We start from the raw sequence: 16,229 nt of genomic DNA on the forward strand, positions 1-16,229 counted from the left end.
CACCAACCCGTGAAACCGCTCCACCGCAACAAACGCCACCGAACCTAACAAAGCACTACTAGGAGCCGGTCGCGTGCTCGCCCCGCGGGCGGGCCTCGTGCCCCGGCCGGCCCCGGCTGCGGCGGCGCTCCTTCATCTCGGCCTCGTAGAGGTGCCGCCGCCCGCCGACGAGTTCCTCGCGGGCCTGCCGGTCGAGGTCACGGAAGAGCGCGTAGTAGCCGTCGTCGAAGTCCTCGACGATCTGGAACGTCCACCGCCCGGCGATGACGTTGCGCCCGAGCAGCTCGGTGTCGATCCGGTCGGCCAGGTGCGGATGTCCGGCGGCCCGGAACTGCCGCACCGCGTCGTCCAACATCAGGTCCGCGTGCCCGACCAGCTGGTGCAGCGAATAGAGATGCCCACGAACCCGCTCGACGCACTCCAGCGCCTCACTGAGCTTGCCGAGGGCCGCCACGGTCTCGTCGCTCACCCCGGCCGGCCGGCGGTGCTGCTCGTCCGGCCCGTCCGCCCGCTGTCCCATCCGTGCCTCCGTGTCGGGTGCCGTCACCTGCGGATGGTTCTCCTGCTGCCCCGTCTGTGCCGGATCAACCCCCACGGCCGGCACCGGTCGCCCGGTGGCCCAGCCGACACCCCCCGAGTGGCCGAGGTCGACCCCGCCGGCGTTCGGTTAGCCTCGGTCCCCATGCGTGTGCCGTTCAACCGGGTCGCCCCCCGTACCGCCGTCGACTCGGCGCGGTCCTCCCTCGCCGCCCTCACCGTCTCCGTGGGTACCGCGGGGCTCGCCGCGGCCGCCCAGCGCCCCGGGCTGCTCGCCCAGGTCGACCAGCACGCGGCGGCGGTCCGCGACAGCCTCGACGGCGACCGTCGCCCGCTGACCGCCGCGGCGCTCGCCGGCTACGCCGACGGGGTCCGCGCGGCCGCCGCCGAGCACGGCTGGGCGCCGCCCACCGGCCCGGTGGACTGGAGCGAGCCGCAGTGGCTGCTCACCCGGCTGGTCGCGGTCTGCGCGCTGGCCCGCTCGCTCGACCGCGCCTGACGCCCCGGGCAGCGCGCGGGGAGGGCGCCCGCGCGCTCGCGCGGACCCCTCCCCCCGTACGTGCGTGTGCCGTTCCGTCGCGTTACGGCCGGTACGGCCGGGTCTCCTCGGTCGCACCGGGCGGCTGGTACCCGGCCATCGTCGGCTGGTCGTCGACCCGGGGCATGGCCTGGGTCCGCTCGCCGCCGCGGTCGGCCATCTGCCGTTCCACGTCGCCGCGCCCGGCCGTGCTGGCCCGTCGGGTCTCCTGCACCGCCCGTGCCTCCTCGGCCGCCCGGTCCAGCCAGCCGTCCCACCGTTTCTGCATGGGCCGCACCAGACCACCGCCGACACCGACGATCAGGATGCCGGCCACCGTGGCCAGGACCGCGATCAGCACCGGTGTGGTCACCGTGGTGGCGATGCCCACCTGGTTCAGCGCGGCGATCACGCCGAGCGCGATGATGAAGATCGCCGTCAGGTCGGCCAGGACCTTGCCGTACGAGAGCCCGCCCAACGCCCCGGAGACCAGATCCCGGACGGCGTTTGCGATCGCGGCCGCCACCACCACGATGATGATCGCCACGAACGCGCGCGGCAGCCAGGCCACCACGCCGCGGATCAGATCGCTGATCGCGTTGGGTCCCCAGACCCCGAAGGCGAACTGCAGCGTGAACAGCAGTACCGCGTAGTACGCCAGTCTCGCCAGGATGTCACTGGCGTCGTACTTCGTGCGTTCCAGCGCCCGTTTGATGCCGCCGCGTTCGACCGCCCGGTCGAAGTTCACCCGTTCCAGCACCGTGTCCACGATCTTCAGGACGGCTCTGGCGATGAGCCAGCCGACCACGAGGATCACGATGAAGGCCACTGCCTTCGGGATGAAGAGCAGCACCGACCTCCAGGTGTCGGCGATGGCGTCACCGATGTCGGCCTGCCCGACCGCGAGGGTTTTCAGCATGATGTCCCTCCTGTCGCATGGACTGCGCCGGGCGCATACCCGGCCACCGGACCGGCAGTCCGCGAAGCTCGCCGCGTTTTTTGCGACAGATCGCCGAACAGTGGCCGTGATCTGCCCGAACGGCCCCCTCGGCGCGGGTCGGCCGACGCGCGGGGCGGGTCGCCATCATGATCGAAAACCGGTCCGGGACGCGCGGGTTAGGCTGCGGACATGCCAGGAACGGTCGGGCGGGTCCCCACGCCAGCAGCCCCGGTCTCGGGAGTGCCCGGCGTGGCCGCCGCCGTGCGCGACCACGACTGGGCCGCCACCTCCCTCGGCCCAGCCGCGGGGTGGGACCCGGCGGTGCGGGCCGTGGTCGAGCTGATCCTCGCCTCGCCGATGCCGATGGCGCTGGCCTACGGCGACGACCACGTGCTGCTCTACAACGAGGGCTACGCCGAGCTGCTCGGGACCAAGCACCCGGGTGCCCTCGGCCGCCCCGCCGCCGAGGTCTTCGCCGAGATCTGGGCGCTGCCCGGCGTCGGCGAGGTCATCGAGCGCACCTACCGCGACGGCGTGCCGTTCCTGGAGAAGGAGACCACCCTCCCCCTGCTGCGCGGCCGCTCCGGCGTGGTCGAGCAGGCCGTCTTCACCCGCGGCTACTCCCCCGTCCGCGACAGCGCCGGGCACATCGTCGGGATGCTCACGGTCGCCGCCGAGACCACCCACGTCACCAAGCAGTTGCAGAGCCTCAGCGAGGTCGCCGCCGCGCTCGCCGGCACACTCACCCTCGACGACGTGGCCCGGGTGGCGCTGCGGCACGCGATCACCACGTTCGACGCCGACCGGGTGTCGTTCGCGGTGGACGAGGGCGGTGGCGGCTGGCGGATGGTGCGCCGGATACGGGGCGAGCTGATGGACGAGGCCGACGAGCGGCTTCCCCCGCTCTGGCGGCGTACGCCGCCGGACTGGTCGGCGCCGGTGGTGCAGGCGGCCCGCTCCGGCACGCCGTCGTTCACGACCGACGGGCAGCCCATGCGGGACACCGCGGTGGACCGCCACGACCAGAAGATCCGCTCGATGGCCGCCCTGCCGCTGGGCACGTCGGTGGTCCGCGGCGGGCTGGCGGTCGGCTTCCAGGAGCCGCACACCTGGTCGCCGGCGGAGCGGGCGCTGCTGGCCGCCTCGGCGGAGTTGATCGGCCAGGCCGCCGAGCGGGCCCGCCGGTTCGAGACCCAGCACGGCACCGCCCAACTGCTGCAGCGCAGCATGCTCCCGGAGCACCTGCCGGACCTGCCGCGGCTGCGCATCGCCGCCCGCTACGACCCAGGGGTCGACGGCAACGCCGCCGGCGGGGACTTCTACGACGCCTTCCTGCTGCCCACCGGCGGGCTCGGCATCGTGCTCGGTGACGTGGCGGGGCACGACGTGCAGGCCGCCGCCCGGATGGGGCAGGTACGGGCGGCGCTGCGCGCGCTGGCTCTGGCCGACCCGGCCCCGGACGCCGTGCTCGCCGGGCTGGACCGGCTGGTGACCAGCCTGGGAGCGGAGGCCGGCACGCACGAACTGTTCGTCACCGTGGTGTTCGGGGTGATCGACGCGGAGCGGCAGGAGTTGACCCTGGCCAGCGCCGGTCATCCGGCCCCGCTGATCCGGCGCTGCGACGCGGACGGCCGTCCGCGCGCCGAGTACCTGGACGTTCCTGCGGGTCCCCCGCTGGGCCTGGGCTGCCATCCGACGACCACCACCGTCCGGTTCGCGCCCGGCGACACGCTGCTGCTGTACAGCGACGGCGTGGTGGAGCGCCGCCGGCAGAGCCTCTCCTCCGGCCTGGACGCGCTAGGTGACGCGGTGGCCAAGGCCGGCAGCGGCGATCCCCGGGCGCTCTGCGCGGTGGCCACCGCCGCGGTGTCCGGCAGCACCGAGGACGACGTGGCGGTGCTGGCGGTCGAGCACGCCCTCAAGCCGAGCCGCTCGGCCAGCATGGAGGTGCCGGCGGAGCCGACCGCGCCCAGCCGGGTCCGACACTGGATGACGGGGCAGCTCACCGAGTGGCAGGTGCCCGAGTCGGTGATCGGGGCGGCGGTGCTCTGCACCAGCGAGCTGACCACCAACGCGCTCCTGCACGCCGGCACGGCCGCCCGGGTGGACATCGACCTGAGCCCGGAGCGCCTGCTGGTCTCGGTCGCCGATTCCGGCACCCGGGGCACGGTGACCAGGACGCGTACCGACACGTTGAGCAGTCGGGGGCGCGGGCTCGGCCTGATCGAGCAGCTCAGCGACGCCTGGGGTACGGACCCGACGGTCCGCGGCTCCACGGTCTGGTTCGAGATCCTCGTCCCGGCAGGTTGAGCGGGGTGGGTCAGCCGTCCCCGTACGGGGTAGGAGGACGTCCATGCGCACCGACAGCCCCGCCGGGGTCCTCTTCGACGTCGACGGCACCCTCGTCGACACCACCTACCTGCACACCGTGAGCTGGTGGGAGGCGCTGCGCCAGACCGACCAGCCGGTGCCGATGGCGACCGTGCACCGGTCGATCGGGATGGGCTCGGACAAGCTCCTGGACCACCTGCTGGGCCCTGAACGGGACCGGGACGCCGACCAGAAGCTGCGCGACGCGCACGACACCCTCTACGGCGAGTACTGGGAACGGCTCACCCCGCTGCCCCGGGCGGCCGACCTGCTGCGCGCCTGCGCCGAACGGGGGCTGCGGGTGGTGCTCGCCACCTCGGCCTCCGAGCAGGAGGTGGGCGCCCTACGCCGGGCGCTGGGCGCGGACGAGGTCATCGACACCGTCACCTCCTCGGCCGACGCCCAGCAGAGCAAGCCGGCGCCGGACATCCTGGTCGCCGCGCTGGAGCAGTCCGGGCTGCCCGCCGAGCGGGTGGTCTTCGTCGGCGACTCGGTGTGGGACGTCGCGGCGGCCGGCAAGCTGGACATCCCCTGCGTCGGGCTGACCTGCGGCGGCACCAGCCGGGGCGAGCTGGCCGGCGCCGGCGCGGTGGCGGTCTACGACGACCCGGCCGCGCTGCTGGCGACCCTGGACGACTCGCCGGTCACCCGGGCGAGGTGAGGCTCGCCCCGGGTTGACCGTCGTGCGGACGCATACGCGCGGGGGTTGCGGGGCACAGTTTGTCACCACCTGCCCGCGCGTCGCGGGTGCGGCCGGAGGGTGGTGCGGTGGAGCCGATAGACGTGGCGTTCGCGCTGGTGGGCCTGGGCGCCCTGTTGGCGGGCATCCTGCCCCGCGTGCTGGAGCGGCGCCCGCTGTCGATGCCGATCGCCTTCCTCGCCCTGGGCATGCTGGTCTTCCTGCTGCCGGTCGGGCTGCCGACGCCGGACCCGCTGGCGCACCCGGAACTGGCCACCCACCTGACGGAGATCGGGGTGATCGTCGCCCTGATGGGCGCCGGCCTCAAGATCGATCGACCGTTGAGCTGGGCCCGGTGGTCGTCCACCTGGCGGCTGCTGGTCGTCGCGATGCCGCTGTGCATCGCGGCGGTGGCGCTGCTCGGCTGGTGGTGGGCCGGGCTCGTGCCGGCCGCCGCGCTGCTGCTGGGCGCCGCGCTTGCCCCGACCGACCCGGTGCTCGCCGCGGACGTGCAGGTCGGCGAGCCGACCGACGTGGAGGACTCGGAGGACGAGGTCCGCTTCGCGCTGACCTCCGAGGCGGGCCTGAACGACGGGCTGGCCTTCCCGTTCGTGTACGCGGCCATCGCGATCGCCAGCACCAGCCTCGCGCCGGGCGACTGGCTGGCCCGCTGGCTGACGGTGGACGTGCTCTGGAAGGTCGGCGTCGGCGTGGGCGGTGGGCTGCTCATCGGTTGGCTGCTCGGCAAGCTGTTCTTTCGGGCGCCCCGCACGCTGCGGCTGGCCCGGCACGCCGAGGGCTTCCTGGCGCTGGCCGCCACCTTCCTGACGTACGGGCTGGTGGAGGTGGCCGGCGGGTACGGCTTCCTGGCGGTGTTCGTGGCCGCCCGGGCGATCCGGTCGGCGGAGCGTACCCACGAGTTCCACTCGGTGCTGCACGACTTCGCCGAGCAGATCGAACGGCTGCTCACCCTGGTGCTGCTGCTGTTGCTGGGCGGCGCGATCGTCGGGGGCCTCCTCACGCCGCTCACCTGGCCGGCGGCGGCGGTCGGGCTGGCGCTGGTGTTCCTGGTCCGGCCGCTGGTCGGCTGGCTGTCGCTGCGCGGCGCGCCGGGCCGCCCGGCCGAGCACTGGGTGATCTCGCTGTTCGGCATCCGGGGAGTGGGCTCGTTCTACTACCTCGCGTACGCCACCACGAAGGCCGACTTCCCGCAGGCGGAGCTGCTCTGGGCCACCGTCGGCCTGGTGGTGCTGGTCTCGGTGGTGGTGCACGGCGTCGCGGCGACCCCGGTGATGCAGTTGCTGGACCGGGAGGGCGAGCGCACCAGCGACCCGGCCGAACGCGAACGCGCCGACGAGCCCGTCACGACCGGCTGAGTCCTCGCCCCACTACCCGGGAGTCACGTGCACGAGCCGACCGCCCGCGCGGTCAGCTCACCCGGGCGACCAGGGCACGGCCGAGGTCCCGCCCGGAGCGCCAGGCGCTCTGCACCCGTGGCTTGCCGAAGGCGTCGCCGGCCAGGCCGATGCCGTCCGAGTCGAGGTGATGGGTGCCGGCGGAGCCGGCGGTCGGCTTCGCGTACGTCCAGCGGTGCACATGCACCTGCCGCGCCGGCTCGGGCAGCCCCAGCAGGTCGCGGACCGCATCCTCGATGGCCGGCCCGGCGTCGGCAGGCTGGGCCAGATGGCCGGCGGCGAACTCCGGCCCGGTGTGCGCGACCAGCACCGGCGCGGCGTCGCCCCGACGGTCGCCGTCGTCGCAGACCAGGTTCAGCACGGGGTGGTCGTTGACGAACGCGCCCCGGAAGTCGGGCCAGCGTCGGGCCGGAAAGTCCAGCACCGCGGCCAGCGCGGGCGCCCAGTGCTGCGCCTGCGCGACCCCGGTGGCCTCGGCCAGCGCCGGATCGAGCAGCAGGGCCGCCTGCGGGCCCGGCATGGCCAGGGCGACGGCGGCGCACTGCTGGCCGTCCACGGCCGGCCCGGGTTCGACGGTCAGCACCGGCCGGTCGACGGTGACCGGCAGCTCCCGGGCCAGGTGTTCCACCAGTGAGCGCAGCCCGCGCGGCGCGGCCCAGCGCACCGGGCCCGGCACGTCGCGGCGCCCGTCCCGGTCGTACGCCACGAAGGTGTCGGTCCACTCGCGGACCAGGCCGCCGGCCCGCCACTGCTCGACCACGGCGGCGAAGTCGGGGTCGCTGACGGTGAAGTACGCGGCCCCGGTGTCCGCCGGACGGCCCTCGAAGCGCTTGCTGGCCATCCGACCACCGGCCACGTGCCCCCGCTCCCGGACCTGCACCGCGACCCCGGCCCGCAGCAGCTCCACCGCACAGGCCACCCCGGCGATGCCGGCTCCGACCACCACCACGCCCGACCGGTCCACGTCCACCCGGTGATCGTATGCGCTCGTCGTGGCGTCGGCGGTGCATGAACCGGCGATGCTCCGGGTACTGGCACACCTGTTCGAAGAGAGGGTGATGACCATGACGGACCGAAGCAACGACCAGGCCGACCCGCGCGGCGCGATCAAGGACCCGGACGAGTGGGTCACCGGCGACGAGCCACCGACCGCGGCCCAGGAGTCCTACCTGGCCACGTTGGCCCGGGAGGCCGACGCCGAGGTGCCGGACGACCTGACCAAGGCGGAGGCGTCCAAGCGGATCGACGAACTCCAGGAGGAGACCGGGCGCGGGGTCAGCGGCGCGGGAGGCGGTGCAGGTCCACGCGGTCGAGGCGGCTCGCCGTCACCTCGGCGGTGAGGTACGTGGCGTACGGCTGGGCCCGTCGGTCGGTGGGCGAGCCGGGGTTGAGCAGTCGTAGGCCACCCGGGGCCACGGTGTCCCACGGGATGTGCGAGTGACCGAAGACCAGCAGGTCGACGTCGGGGAAGCGGGCGGCACAGCGCTCCTCCCGGCGGGTCCGCTGCCCGGTCTCGTGCACCACGGCGATCCGCAGGCCGTCGAGGTCGACGCGGGCGATCTCCGGCAGCCGGGCGCGCAGCGCCGGCCCGTCGTTGTTGCCGTACACCCCGACCAGCCGGCGGGACCGGGTGGTCATCGCGTCGAGCAGCGACTCGTCCACCCAGTCGCCGGCGTGCAGCACGACGTCCGCCGCCTCGATCGCGGTCCAGAGCGGTCCGGGCAGGTCCCGGGCCCGCTTCGGCACGTGGGTGTCCGCCGTGATCACCAGCCGCATGGCATCATTCTGCGTCACCGCCGGCCCGCTGGACGGTTAGGAAGGGCCCCTTATACAACGCCATGCGTTAACAAGGGGCCCTTCCTTACGGTCAGGGCAGGGTCCACTTCTGGGCGCCGGTGCCGTTGCAGTCGTAGATCTGCAACTGTCGCCCGTCGGTCGTGTCCGAGCCCGGAATGTCCAGGCACCGACCGGACTGCGGGTTCTTCAGACTCCCGTCGGGCTGCCCCGCCCACTGCTGGGCGCCGCTGCCGTTGCAGGTCCAGAGCTGCACCAGGGTGCCGTTGGCGGTGCCGCTGCTCTTCACGTCCAGGCACTTGTTCAGCCCTCGGACCGTCCCGTCGCCGGGCAGGGTCCACCGCTGGGCGCCAGTCCCGTTGCAGGTCCAGGTCTGCACCTTCGTCCCGTCGGCGGTCTGGCTGGCGGCGATGTCCGCGCACTTGCCCAGGGCCTTGATCTCCCCGGTACGGGCCCCGCCGGTGCCGATCCCCGCACCGGTGAACGTGTAGCTGTCCAGGTCCAGCAGGGCGCCGCTGCCGCCGGTGAAGACCACGTACAGGTCGTGGGTGCCGTCGTCCGGCTTGCTCACCGTGGCGCTGAGTTCGGTGTAGTTGTCCCAACCTCCGGTGCTGGGCACCGCGATCCGCGCCACCTCGGTGCCGGCGGGTGAGTCGTACCGGAAGGAGACGGTGCCGCCAGGGCCGCCGGAGGAGACCCGGGCCTTGACCCCGGTGATGCCCTTGAGGCTCACCGCGTGGTGGCGCACGTTCTCCCCGTTCTGGATGTCACCCAGTCGCTTGCCGCCCTCGGCCGCCGCCTGGTCGATCACCTTCGGCCCGTTGAGCTGGACATGGTGCTCGGCCTGCCACTGCTTCGGGTAGAGGCTCAGCTCCTTCTCCCCGGTCAACGCCACCGAGCCGGCCGCCCCCTTGTCGGTGTAGCTGCCCCGGAGCACGAAGAAGAGCACCGAGTCCGGTCCCGCGTGCACCGGGCCGGTGTTGAAGGTGGCGCCGCAGCCGGTCCCCTCCCCCTCCTCGTGGGCGTGCTCCTGGTGCCCGAGGGCGGCCCGAACCACCACGGCCGAGCAGGCGGGCGTGCCGTCCTGCGGGTCGCTGGCCGAGGCGGCGACCGACACGTCCTGGCCCCAGTCGAAGAGGCCGCCGGCCGGTACGCCGCCGAGGGTGACCGTGGGCCGGTTGTTGCCGACCACGATCGGCACCAGTGTGGTCGCGCTGCGGCCGGTGCCGTCGTTGACCGTCAGCCGGGCGTTGTAGCTGCCGTTGGCGGTGTACGTGAACGACGGGTTCGCCGCGGTCGAGTCGGTGCTGCCGTTGTCGGTGAAGTCCCAGGCGTAGGTCAGCGGGTCGCCGTCCGGGTCGGAGCTGCCGGCGCTGGAGAAGGTCACCGCGAGCGGCGCCAGGCCGTTGTCCTTGTTGACGCCGGCCTTGGCCACCGGCGACCGACCGCCCTGGACGTAGTTGATTTTGTACAGGCCGGCGTCGGCGGCGCCGGAGAAGTAGCCGCTGCCGTACTCCAGCAGGTAGAGCGAGCCGTCCGGGCCGAACTGCCAGTCGATCGGGTGGACGAACCTCATGCCGGCGGGCGAGCCGCAGCCGCCCGGGTTGTCCAGCGCCGGCCAGTCGTCGCTGCCGCCGTGCTGCTCCCAGACCAGCGCCGGCTTCGTCGGGGGAAGCTGCGTCAGGCCGGTGTTGCGGGGAGAGTTGTTGACCGGGCCGTTCGACCCGCCACAGGGGAACCAGCCGCGCGGCGCGTTGGCGCGAAGTCCCAGTCGTTGTATGCCACGTTCGGGCCGCCGCAGTACGGCCAGCCGTAGTTGCCTGGCCCGGTGGCCCGGTTGAACTCGTCGTACACCGCGGGGCCGCGGTTGGCGAGGTCCGCGCCGGCGTCTGGGCCGACCTCTCCCCAGTAGAGGGTGTTGCCGGCCTTGCGGTCCACCCAGATCCGGTACGGGTTGCGCACGCCCATCACGTAGATCTCCGGACGCGTCTTCGCGGTGCCGGCGGAGAACAGGTTGCCCGACGGGATCGTGTAGCTGCCGTCGTTCTCCGGATGGATCCGGTTGATCTTCCCGCGCAGGTCGTTGGTGTTGCCGGAGGTGCGCTGCGCGTCGTACTGCGGATTGCGGCTGGTCCGCTCGTCGATCGGCGCCATCCCGGCGGAGTCGCCGCCGGAGTTGGTGTTGTCGCCGACGGCGAAGTAGAGGTTGCCTGCCGTGTCCCAGCTCATCGAGCCGGCCGAGTGGCAGCACAGGTCCCGTTCGGTGGGCCACTCGATGAGCACGTCCTCGCTGGTTGGGTCGAGCAGCAGCGTGGACGGGTTGAAGGTGAACCGGGAGATCCGGTTGACCAACGGGGTGACCTTCGGTGAGTAGAAGAGATAGACCCACCGGTTGGTGGCGAATCCGGGATGCAGCGTGATGCCGATGAGCCCGTCCTCGAACCGGGCGTCCAGGGCCAGGGTCAGCGCGACCGTGGTGGACTTCGTCGCCGGGTTGTAGAGGCGGACCTGGCCGCCGCCGTTGCTGGTGCCCCGGTTGATGTAGAAGACCTTGCCGTCTGCGGCGACGGCGAGTTCGATCGGCTCGCCCATGGAGAGTCCGCCATCGAGGGCGACCTTCTCGAAGCCGTTGGTGGCCGGGGGTGCGAGGGCCGCGGCCTGGGCCGCGGCGGCGGCCGGCGCGGCGGCGACGGGGCGCTCGGCGGTGGGACGGGCGGCCGCCGACGGCGCGAAACCGACGGTGGCCAGGACGGTGAGCAGGGTGGTGGCGACGACCAGACGTCGACGCGGAGTGCGTGACACGAGACCTCCAGGTGTCCGGGCGATCTCGGTGCCGCTCCCGCCGACTGGAGGAGCACCGCGGTGTGCCCAGGACATTAACTCCTTTCACTGGACTGCGACAGAACTTCGGTTCCGCGGATCGAAAGCAGTCGACCCGGGGTGCGAAAGGTCAGCTCCGCACGCCGCGCGCGTGGCCGTGCCGGTCCAGGTCGGTCAGTCCGCCGGCCGCGTTGATCAGGCCGATGTGCGAGAACGCCTGCGCAAAGTTGCCCAGTTGCTCACCGGTCGTCGGGTCGATCTGCTCGGCGAACAGACCGAGATCGTTGACCTGACCCGCCAACTGCTGGAACAGCTCGTGCGCCTCGTCCCGCTCACCGCACAACGCCAGGCAGCCCACCAGCCAGAACGAGCAGATGACGAACCCCGCCGGGTCGCCGTCCCAGCGCCGCAGCAGTCCGCCGTCGGACAGCCGGCGCTGCACCACGGAGACGGTCGAGCGCATCCGCGGGTGATCGGCCGGCAGGAAACCGACCAGCGGCATCAGCAGCACCGAGGCGTCCAGGTCGTCGGTGTCCAGCGCCCCGGTGTACGCCCCCAGCCGCTCGCTCCAGCCCCGCTCCAGCACCATCGCCCGGACCTCGTCCCGGGCCCGCGCCCAGCGGGCCACGTCGTCCGGACCGCCGAGCCGGTCACCGAAGCGCACCGCCCGATCCAACGCCACCCAGCACTGCACCTTCGACGACACGTGGTGCCGCTCGATCCCCCGCTCCTCCCACATGCCGGCGTCCGGCAGTCGCCAGTTGAGCACCGCCTGATCGGCGAGCGCCCGCAGCAGGTGCCGAACCTCCGGGCCCATTGGGTCCAGGTGGTCGCGCAGCCACCAGGCGGCGTCCAGCGCCTCGCCGAAGATGTCGGTCTGCCGCTGCCGCCACGCGTCGTTACCGATCAGCACCGGCCGGCTGTCGTCGTACCCGGCGAGGTGGTTGAGCCGGTGCTCGGTGAGATCACGTTCCCCCTGCACCCCGTACATGATCGGTACCGGCTCCTCGCCGATCCGGCCCATCGCTCGGCCCACCCAGGCGAACTGCTGCTGCACCTCCACCTCGCAGGCGGCCGCCTCCAGCGCCCGCAGGGTGAAGCTGAAGTCGCGCATCCAGACGTAGCGGTAGTCGTAGTTGCGGTCGCCGCCGAGCTGCTCCGGCAGCGACGTGGTCGCCGAGGCCACCACCGCGCCGCTGGGTCGGTACGTCATGCCCTGCACCACGAGCCCGCTGCGCCGGACCTGCTCCGGGTACAAGCCGTCGTATTGGTGCTCGTCCACCCAGGACCGCCAGCCGGCCACCGTGTCGGCGACCGCCCGGTCGGCGTCCGGCACCTCCGGTGGTGGGGCGTCGTAGGTCGGGGCGTACCCGAGGGTGAAGTGGTGCGCCGAACCGGTACGCGCGGTGAAGGTGCCGCTGGCCTCGCCGTCGCCGCAGCGCAGCGGCTCCGTGCCACGCAGGGTGAGCCGGGCGGCCCCGGCGGTGGCCTCCAGCGTGCCGTCCCGCTCCACCAGGTACGCGACGACCCGCCCGTACTCGAAACGGGGCCGATAGTGCACCCGCATCGGCACCCCGCCGGAGAGGCCCTGCACCGTGCGGACCAGCACCTGCGGCGAGCGCAGCCCGATGTCGTGGCCGCGCGCGCCCGCCTCCAACGCCAGCGCGTCGGTCACCGCCACCACTCCGTCGGAGGTGGTGAAGACGGTCCGCAGCACCAGCGTGTCGTCCAGGTAGGCGCGGCTGACCGTGAACTCGCCGTCGGGTCGGATCGACCAGTGGCCGGCCCCGTCGTCGAGCAGCCGCGCGAAGACCGACGGGGCGTCGAACCGGCCCGGACACCACCAGTTGACCGCGCCGGTCCGGTCGACCAGCGCCGCGCTGCGCCCGTCGGCGAGGAAACCGTGGTCGCTGATCCGTACGCTCTGCACCCGGCTGGCTACCCGGACGCCCCGGCGGCATTCCTCGGCCCGGACCGGAGATGGTCCCGCATCCGTCCCGGGCGTCGGCGTTACCGGACGGCACGGAGGGGAACCCGGGCGGCTGACGAGGGAGGATGCTCATGACGTCAGCTTCGGGTCCGACCGCCGCCTGGCGGCCCGGCGCGTCCGGTGGTGACCTGCTCCCGTCCGGGCCGGCCGGCCGGCCGTCGGCGCCCAGCGGTGACGGGCACGGGCCGGAGACCGGCCCGCCCACCGTGACCATCGGCTCTTATCCGGACTATCCGTCCGCCCAGCGGGTCGTCGACTATCTGGCCGACAACCGGTTCCCGGTGGAACACAGCGCCATCGTCGGCACCAACCTCACCCTGGTGGAGACCGTGCTGGGCCGGATGACGACCGGCCGCGCGGCACTGCTGGGCGCCAGCACCGGGGCCTGGTTCGGGCTCTTCATCGGCCTGCTCTTCGGCATCTTCACCGTCGGCAACTGGCTGGCGGTGATCGTGGTCGGGCTGGTGATCGGCGCGATCTGGGGTGCGGTGTTCGGCGCGGTGGCGCACGCCATGACCGGTGGCAAGCGGGACTTCACCTCGGCCAGCTCGTTGCGCGCCGGCCAGTACGCGGTCATCGTCGACGCGCAGCTCGCCGACCAGGCCCGGCAGCTGGTGGGCCGGATGCACGTGGCCGGGACGGGCGCGCAGACCCACTGAACCATCGGCCTGACGCCCGTCCCGCTCCCGGGACGGGCGTCAGACGTGGTACGCCAGCTCGCCGGCCCGCAGCGGCACGTCGACCCGGTTCTCTGGCGGCGCGAGCGGGCAGGCCCAGCGGTCGTCGTACGCGCAGGACGGGTTGTAGAGGTAGTTGGCGTCGAGCCGGACCCGGTCGCCGGGCAGCAGCTCGACGCCCCGGCCGAAGGTGCCCTTCACGGTGTCGGTGAGGTACCGGCCGCCGCCGTAGCTGTCCCGCCCGCAGGTGCCGTCGCGCAGCGGCACGAACAGCCCACCCCCGTACGCCTCGATCCACCACAGGGTCAGTGGGCCCCACGGTGTCTCGGCCACCGCCACCCGTCGGTAGGCGACCACACCGTCCGGGCCGCCGGTGTCGATGCGCAGCTCGCCGCTGGCCGGCCGCAGGGGCGCCTCGACCACCGCCTCCGGGTCGGGCGGGAAGTAGCGCAGCCCGGAGAAGCCGGACCGGTCGGCCGGCGGGACCGGGCTCTGCGGATGCTCGGCGAAGAGCCGGTCCCGAGCGGCCCGGAAGCCGTCGAGGTCGACCTCGGACAGGTAGAGCCGGGCCACCCGCTCCCGCCAGTCGGCCAACTCCAGATCGTCCACGCCGTCGAGCCTAGTGCCGGCCCGGGCGGCGGGTCGGGCGACCACGGAGGTGGTCGGTCGAGCCGGGGCCGCGGGCGGCAGAACGCGCGAACTCCGGCGGACCGCCGCGGAGCCGGCCGACAATGCGGGAGTCAGGATCGCTGCCACCCCCGTCGCCCGACGGCGGTGGGCGGGCCGAACGGTCGGATCAGGGGGCAGTCGGCGGATGGCCATCATGCACGCTGTCAGAGCGCACACCAGGGGCGGCCCGGAGCGGCTCACCTACGAGGAGGCGCCGCGGCCGGAGGCGGGGCCCGGCGAGGTGCTGGTGGCCGTGAAGGCCACCTCCCTCACCCCGCACGAACTCACCTGGCCGTCGACCTGGACGCACCGGTCGGACGGGACCGGCCCGGACCGCACGCCGATCATCCCGGCGCACGAGTTCTCCGGAGTCGTCGTCGCGTGCGGCAGCGGGGTGCGGGGTCCCGCCGAGGGGGACGCGGTGTACGGGATCGTCCCGTTCGACCGTGATGGCGCGGCTGCGGAGTACGTCACCGTGCCCGCGGACGTCGTGGCCCCGAAGCCCGAGACGGTCGACCACGACCACGCCGCCGCGGTTCCCATAGCCGCGGTCAGCGCGTGGCAGGCCCTGCTGGACCACGCGGACCTCCAGGCGGACCAGCACGTGCTGGTGCACGGCGGAGCCGGTGGCGTGGGCGCCTACGCGGTACAGCTCGCGGCCAGCCTGGGTGCCGAGGTGAGCGCGACAGCGGCGGGCAAGGACCTGGACTTCGTCCGGGACCTGGGCGCCGATCAGGTCGTCGACTACCGGCAGGACCGCTTCGAGGAGCACGTCCGGGACGTGGACGTCGTCGTCGATCTCGTCGGTGGGTCCACGCAGTCGCGTTCCTGGTCGGTGCTGAAGCCGGGCGGCGTCCTGGTCAGCCTCCCGGCGCCGCCCGATCAGCAGGAGGCGGCACGACACGGCGTACGTGGCGTCTACTTCGTCGTGCAGCCGGACCGGGAGAGCCTCCGTTCCATCGCCGACCTCGTCGACCACGGCCATCTGACGCCCGTGCTGGACCGTGTGCTGCCGTTGCGCGAGACGCGTGCCGGCTACGAGGCGCTGGAGCAGGGTGGTCGCCGCGGCAAGATCGTCATCCACGTCGCCGATTAGGAACGCTCTCGGCGTAGACCAGGTCCATCGTGTCGGTGCGCCCCGACCAGCGGAGTTCGAGGTGCCAGCAGCCCGCCGTCGGCAGGTCGATGATCGACGGACCCGGGCCGCCGCTGACCTCCCGGGTCACCCGCGTGTCGGTGCCGTCCAGCGTGGCGGTGATGGCCAGGGCGTCCGGCGACGTGGTGACCGACGGCGTCGCGGCGGGACGCGGGACCCAGAGGATCTTGTTGGCGGAGCCGTCGGTCCTGACCCGGGCCAGCGGGTGTGCGAACAGCACCGCCACGATGTCGCCCTTCGCGCCGAAGACGTGCGGGGCCCGGGCGTCCCCGCTGAACCCCCCGGCCGCCCAGCCGGGCAGGGGCCCCGTCTCGACCCGCGAGCCGCAGCCTGTCGCCGCGCTCGCCGCCGGAGTGGCCCCAGCCGTGGTGGCCGTGGCCCCCTTGGTGGTTGTGGTGACCGGAGCGCCGACCGGGTCGGCCGACCCGCCCGTGGTCGTGCACCCCGTCAGCAGGACCACCGCCACCACCGACACCCTGCCCCAGGCACCCATCTCGCCCCCTCCGGATAGTCCCGTCGCGCCGACCACTCGGATCGCGCGCATCGCACCATCAGGACACCGCCCGGGCCCCGCGGGTTCCCGCGGGTGCTCTGCGGTGGAGGCCTAGACGAGTAAGTCCTAATCCTGGTTAGTGGTCGTAGGCGATCAGGGACCGGGTGATGGG

At 73.2% G+C, this 16,229-nt stretch carries 16 protein-coding genes; 7 read left to right on the forward strand and 9 right to left on the reverse strand.

Annotation, left to right across the window (positions count from 1 at the left end):
• Positions 1–58: 58 nt before the first annotated feature.
• The gene (locus tag ACFOW4_RS27945) at positions 59–520 is read right to left on the reverse strand and encodes a hypothetical protein (protein ID WP_377533210.1); all 462 of its coding nucleotides are present in this window, start codon (positions 518–520) and stop codon (positions 59–61) included.
• 162 nt (positions 521–682) lie between these two features.
• On the opposite strand from ACFOW4_RS27945, the gene ACFOW4_RS27950 reads away from it, so the two are divergent.
• Entirely contained in the window at positions 683–1,036 is a 354-nt protein-coding gene (locus ACFOW4_RS27950) for a DUF6401 family natural product biosynthesis protein (RefSeq protein WP_377533212.1), read from the forward strand.
• Between the two features lie 82 nt (positions 1,037–1,118).
• Here ACFOW4_RS27950 and ACFOW4_RS27955 read toward each other — a convergent pair whose 3' ends face one another.
• On the reverse strand, positions 1,119–1,973 hold the full coding sequence (locus ACFOW4_RS27955) for a hypothetical protein (protein ID WP_377533214.1): 855 nt from the start codon (positions 1,971–1,973) through the stop codon (positions 1,119–1,121).
• A 210-nt stretch (positions 1,974–2,183) separates the two neighbouring features.
• On the opposite strand from ACFOW4_RS27955, the gene ACFOW4_RS27960 reads away from it, so the two are divergent.
• The 3 genes from ACFOW4_RS27960 (at position 2,184) to ACFOW4_RS27970 (ending at position 6,419) form a co-directional block, all read left to right on the forward strand.
• Positions 2,184–4,304, forward strand: a complete 2,121-nt coding sequence (locus ACFOW4_RS27960; protein ID WP_377533216.1) for a SpoIIE family protein phosphatase — start codon at positions 2,184–2,186, stop codon at positions 4,302–4,304.
• A gap of 43 nt (positions 4,305–4,347) precedes the next feature.
• Positions 4,348–5,025 carry an HAD family hydrolase gene (locus ACFOW4_RS27965; protein ID WP_377533218.1) on the forward strand — a complete coding sequence of 226 codons (678 nt, stop codon included), beginning with the start codon at positions 4,348–4,350 and terminating at the stop codon, positions 5,023–5,025.
• A 107-nt stretch (positions 5,026–5,132) separates the two neighbouring features.
• Complete coding sequence (locus ACFOW4_RS27970) at positions 5,133–6,419, forward strand: cation:proton antiporter (RefSeq protein ID WP_377533220.1); 1,287 nt, start codon at positions 5,133–5,135, stop codon at positions 6,417–6,419.
• Positions 6,420–6,471: 52 nt separating this feature from the next.
• On the opposite strand, the gene ACFOW4_RS27975 is transcribed toward ACFOW4_RS27970, so the two are convergent.
• Positions 6,472–7,407 (reverse strand): NAD(P)/FAD-dependent oxidoreductase, encoded by a 936-nt coding sequence (locus tag ACFOW4_RS27975; RefSeq protein WP_377533240.1) that lies wholly within the window; start codon positions 7,405–7,407, stop codon positions 6,472–6,474.
• 115 nt (positions 7,408–7,522) lie between these two features.
• Here ACFOW4_RS27975 and ACFOW4_RS27980 point away from each other — a divergent pair, with 115 nt between their 5' ends.
• The gene (locus ACFOW4_RS27980; protein ID WP_377533222.1) at positions 7,523–7,798 is read left to right on the forward strand and encodes a DUF3072 domain-containing protein; all 276 of its coding nucleotides are present in this window, start codon (positions 7,523–7,525) and stop codon (positions 7,796–7,798) included.
• Here the strand turns inward: ACFOW4_RS27980 and ACFOW4_RS27985 are convergent.
• The 4 genes from ACFOW4_RS27985 to ACFOW4_RS28000 all read right to left on the reverse strand — a co-directional run bounded on the left by ACFOW4_RS27985 (position 7,734) and on the right by ACFOW4_RS28000 (position 13,002).
• Complete coding sequence (locus tag ACFOW4_RS27985; RefSeq protein WP_377533224.1) at positions 7,734–8,234, reverse strand: metallophosphoesterase family protein; 501 nt, start codon at positions 8,232–8,234, stop codon at positions 7,734–7,736. The two genes, ACFOW4_RS27980 and ACFOW4_RS27985, sit on opposite strands and share 65 nt — an antisense overlap.
• Before the next feature lie 91 nt (positions 8,235–8,325).
• Positions 8,326–9,828, reverse strand: coding sequence for a ricin-type beta-trefoil lectin domain protein (locus ACFOW4_RS27990; RefSeq protein WP_377533226.1), 1,503 nt, complete (start codon positions 9,826–9,828; stop codon positions 8,326–8,328).
• A gap of 104 nt (positions 9,829–9,932) precedes the next feature.
• Positions 9,933–11,054, reverse strand: a complete 1,122-nt coding sequence (locus ACFOW4_RS27995) for a PQQ-dependent sugar dehydrogenase (RefSeq protein WP_377533228.1) — start codon at positions 11,052–11,054, stop codon at positions 9,933–9,935.
• Positions 11,055–11,202: 148 nt separating this feature from the next.
• On the reverse strand, positions 11,203–13,002 hold the full coding sequence (locus ACFOW4_RS28000; protein ID WP_377533230.1) for a glycoside hydrolase family 15 protein: 1,800 nt from the start codon (positions 13,000–13,002) through the stop codon (positions 11,203–11,205).
• A gap of 131 nt (positions 13,003–13,133) precedes the next feature.
• Here ACFOW4_RS28000 and ACFOW4_RS28005 point away from each other — a divergent pair, with 131 nt between their 5' ends.
• Entirely contained in the window at positions 13,134–13,721 is a 588-nt protein-coding gene (locus ACFOW4_RS28005) for a general stress protein (protein ID WP_377533232.1), read from the forward strand.
• A 39-nt stretch (positions 13,722–13,760) separates the two neighbouring features.
• Here ACFOW4_RS28005 and ACFOW4_RS28010 read toward each other — a convergent pair whose 3' ends face one another.
• Positions 13,761–14,348, reverse strand: a complete 588-nt coding sequence (locus ACFOW4_RS28010; RefSeq protein WP_377533234.1) for a DUF1684 domain-containing protein — start codon at positions 14,346–14,348, stop codon at positions 13,761–13,763.
• 214 nt (positions 14,349–14,562) lie between these two features.
• Between ACFOW4_RS28010 and ACFOW4_RS28015 the strand changes: the two genes are divergently transcribed.
• Positions 14,563–15,504, forward strand: coding sequence for an NADP-dependent oxidoreductase (locus ACFOW4_RS28015; protein ID WP_377533236.1), 942 nt, complete (start codon positions 14,563–14,565; stop codon positions 15,502–15,504).
• Here the strand turns inward: ACFOW4_RS28015 and ACFOW4_RS28020 are convergent.
• Entirely contained in the window at positions 15,485–16,108 is a 624-nt protein-coding gene (locus ACFOW4_RS28020) for a hypothetical protein (RefSeq protein ID WP_377533238.1), read from the reverse strand. The genes ACFOW4_RS28015 and ACFOW4_RS28020 overlap by 20 nt on opposite strands.
• Positions 16,109–16,229: the final 121 nt, after the last annotated feature.

This window comes from Micromonospora sp. GCM10011542, assembly GCF_042650685.1.
Taxonomy (GTDB): domain Bacteria; phylum Actinomycetota; class Actinomycetes; order Mycobacteriales; family Micromonosporaceae; genus Micromonospora.

Coding starts and splice junctions, on each gene's coding strand:
- ACFOW4_RS27945 (WP_377533210.1), bottom strand. CDS start 520: ATGGGACAGCGGGCGGACGGGCCGGACGAGCAGCACCGCCGGCCGGCC.
- ACFOW4_RS27950 (WP_377533212.1), top strand. CDS start 683: ATGCGTGTGCCGTTCAACCGGGTCGCCCCCCGTACCGCCGTCGACTCG.
- ACFOW4_RS27955 (WP_377533214.1), bottom strand. CDS start 1,973: ATGCTGAAAACCCTCGCGGTCGGGCAGGCCGACATCGGTGACGCCATC.
- ACFOW4_RS27960 (WP_377533216.1), top strand. CDS start 2,184: ATGCCAGGAACGGTCGGGCGGGTCCCCACGCCAGCAGCCCCGGTCTCG.
- ACFOW4_RS27965 (WP_377533218.1), top strand. CDS start 4,348: ATGCGCACCGACAGCCCCGCCGGGGTCCTCTTCGACGTCGACGGCACC.
- ACFOW4_RS27980 (WP_377533222.1), top strand. CDS start 7,523: ATGACGGACCGAAGCAACGACCAGGCCGACCCGCGCGGCGCGATCAAG.
- ACFOW4_RS27985 (WP_377533224.1), bottom strand. CDS start 8,234: ATGCGGCTGGTGATCACGGCGGACACCCACGTGCCGAAGCGGGCCCGG.
- ACFOW4_RS27990 (WP_377533226.1), bottom strand. CDS start 9,828: ATGAGGTTCGTCCACCCGATCGACTGGCAGTTCGGCCCGGACGGCTCG.
- ACFOW4_RS28005 (WP_377533232.1), top strand. CDS start 13,134: ATGACGTCAGCTTCGGGTCCGACCGCCGCCTGGCGGCCCGGCGCGTCC.
- ACFOW4_RS28015 (WP_377533236.1), top strand. CDS start 14,563: ATGCACGCTGTCAGAGCGCACACCAGGGGCGGCCCGGAGCGGCTCACC.
- ACFOW4_RS28020 (WP_377533238.1), bottom strand. CDS start 16,108: ATGCGCGCGATCCGAGTGGTCGGCGCGACGGGACTATCCGGAGGGGGC.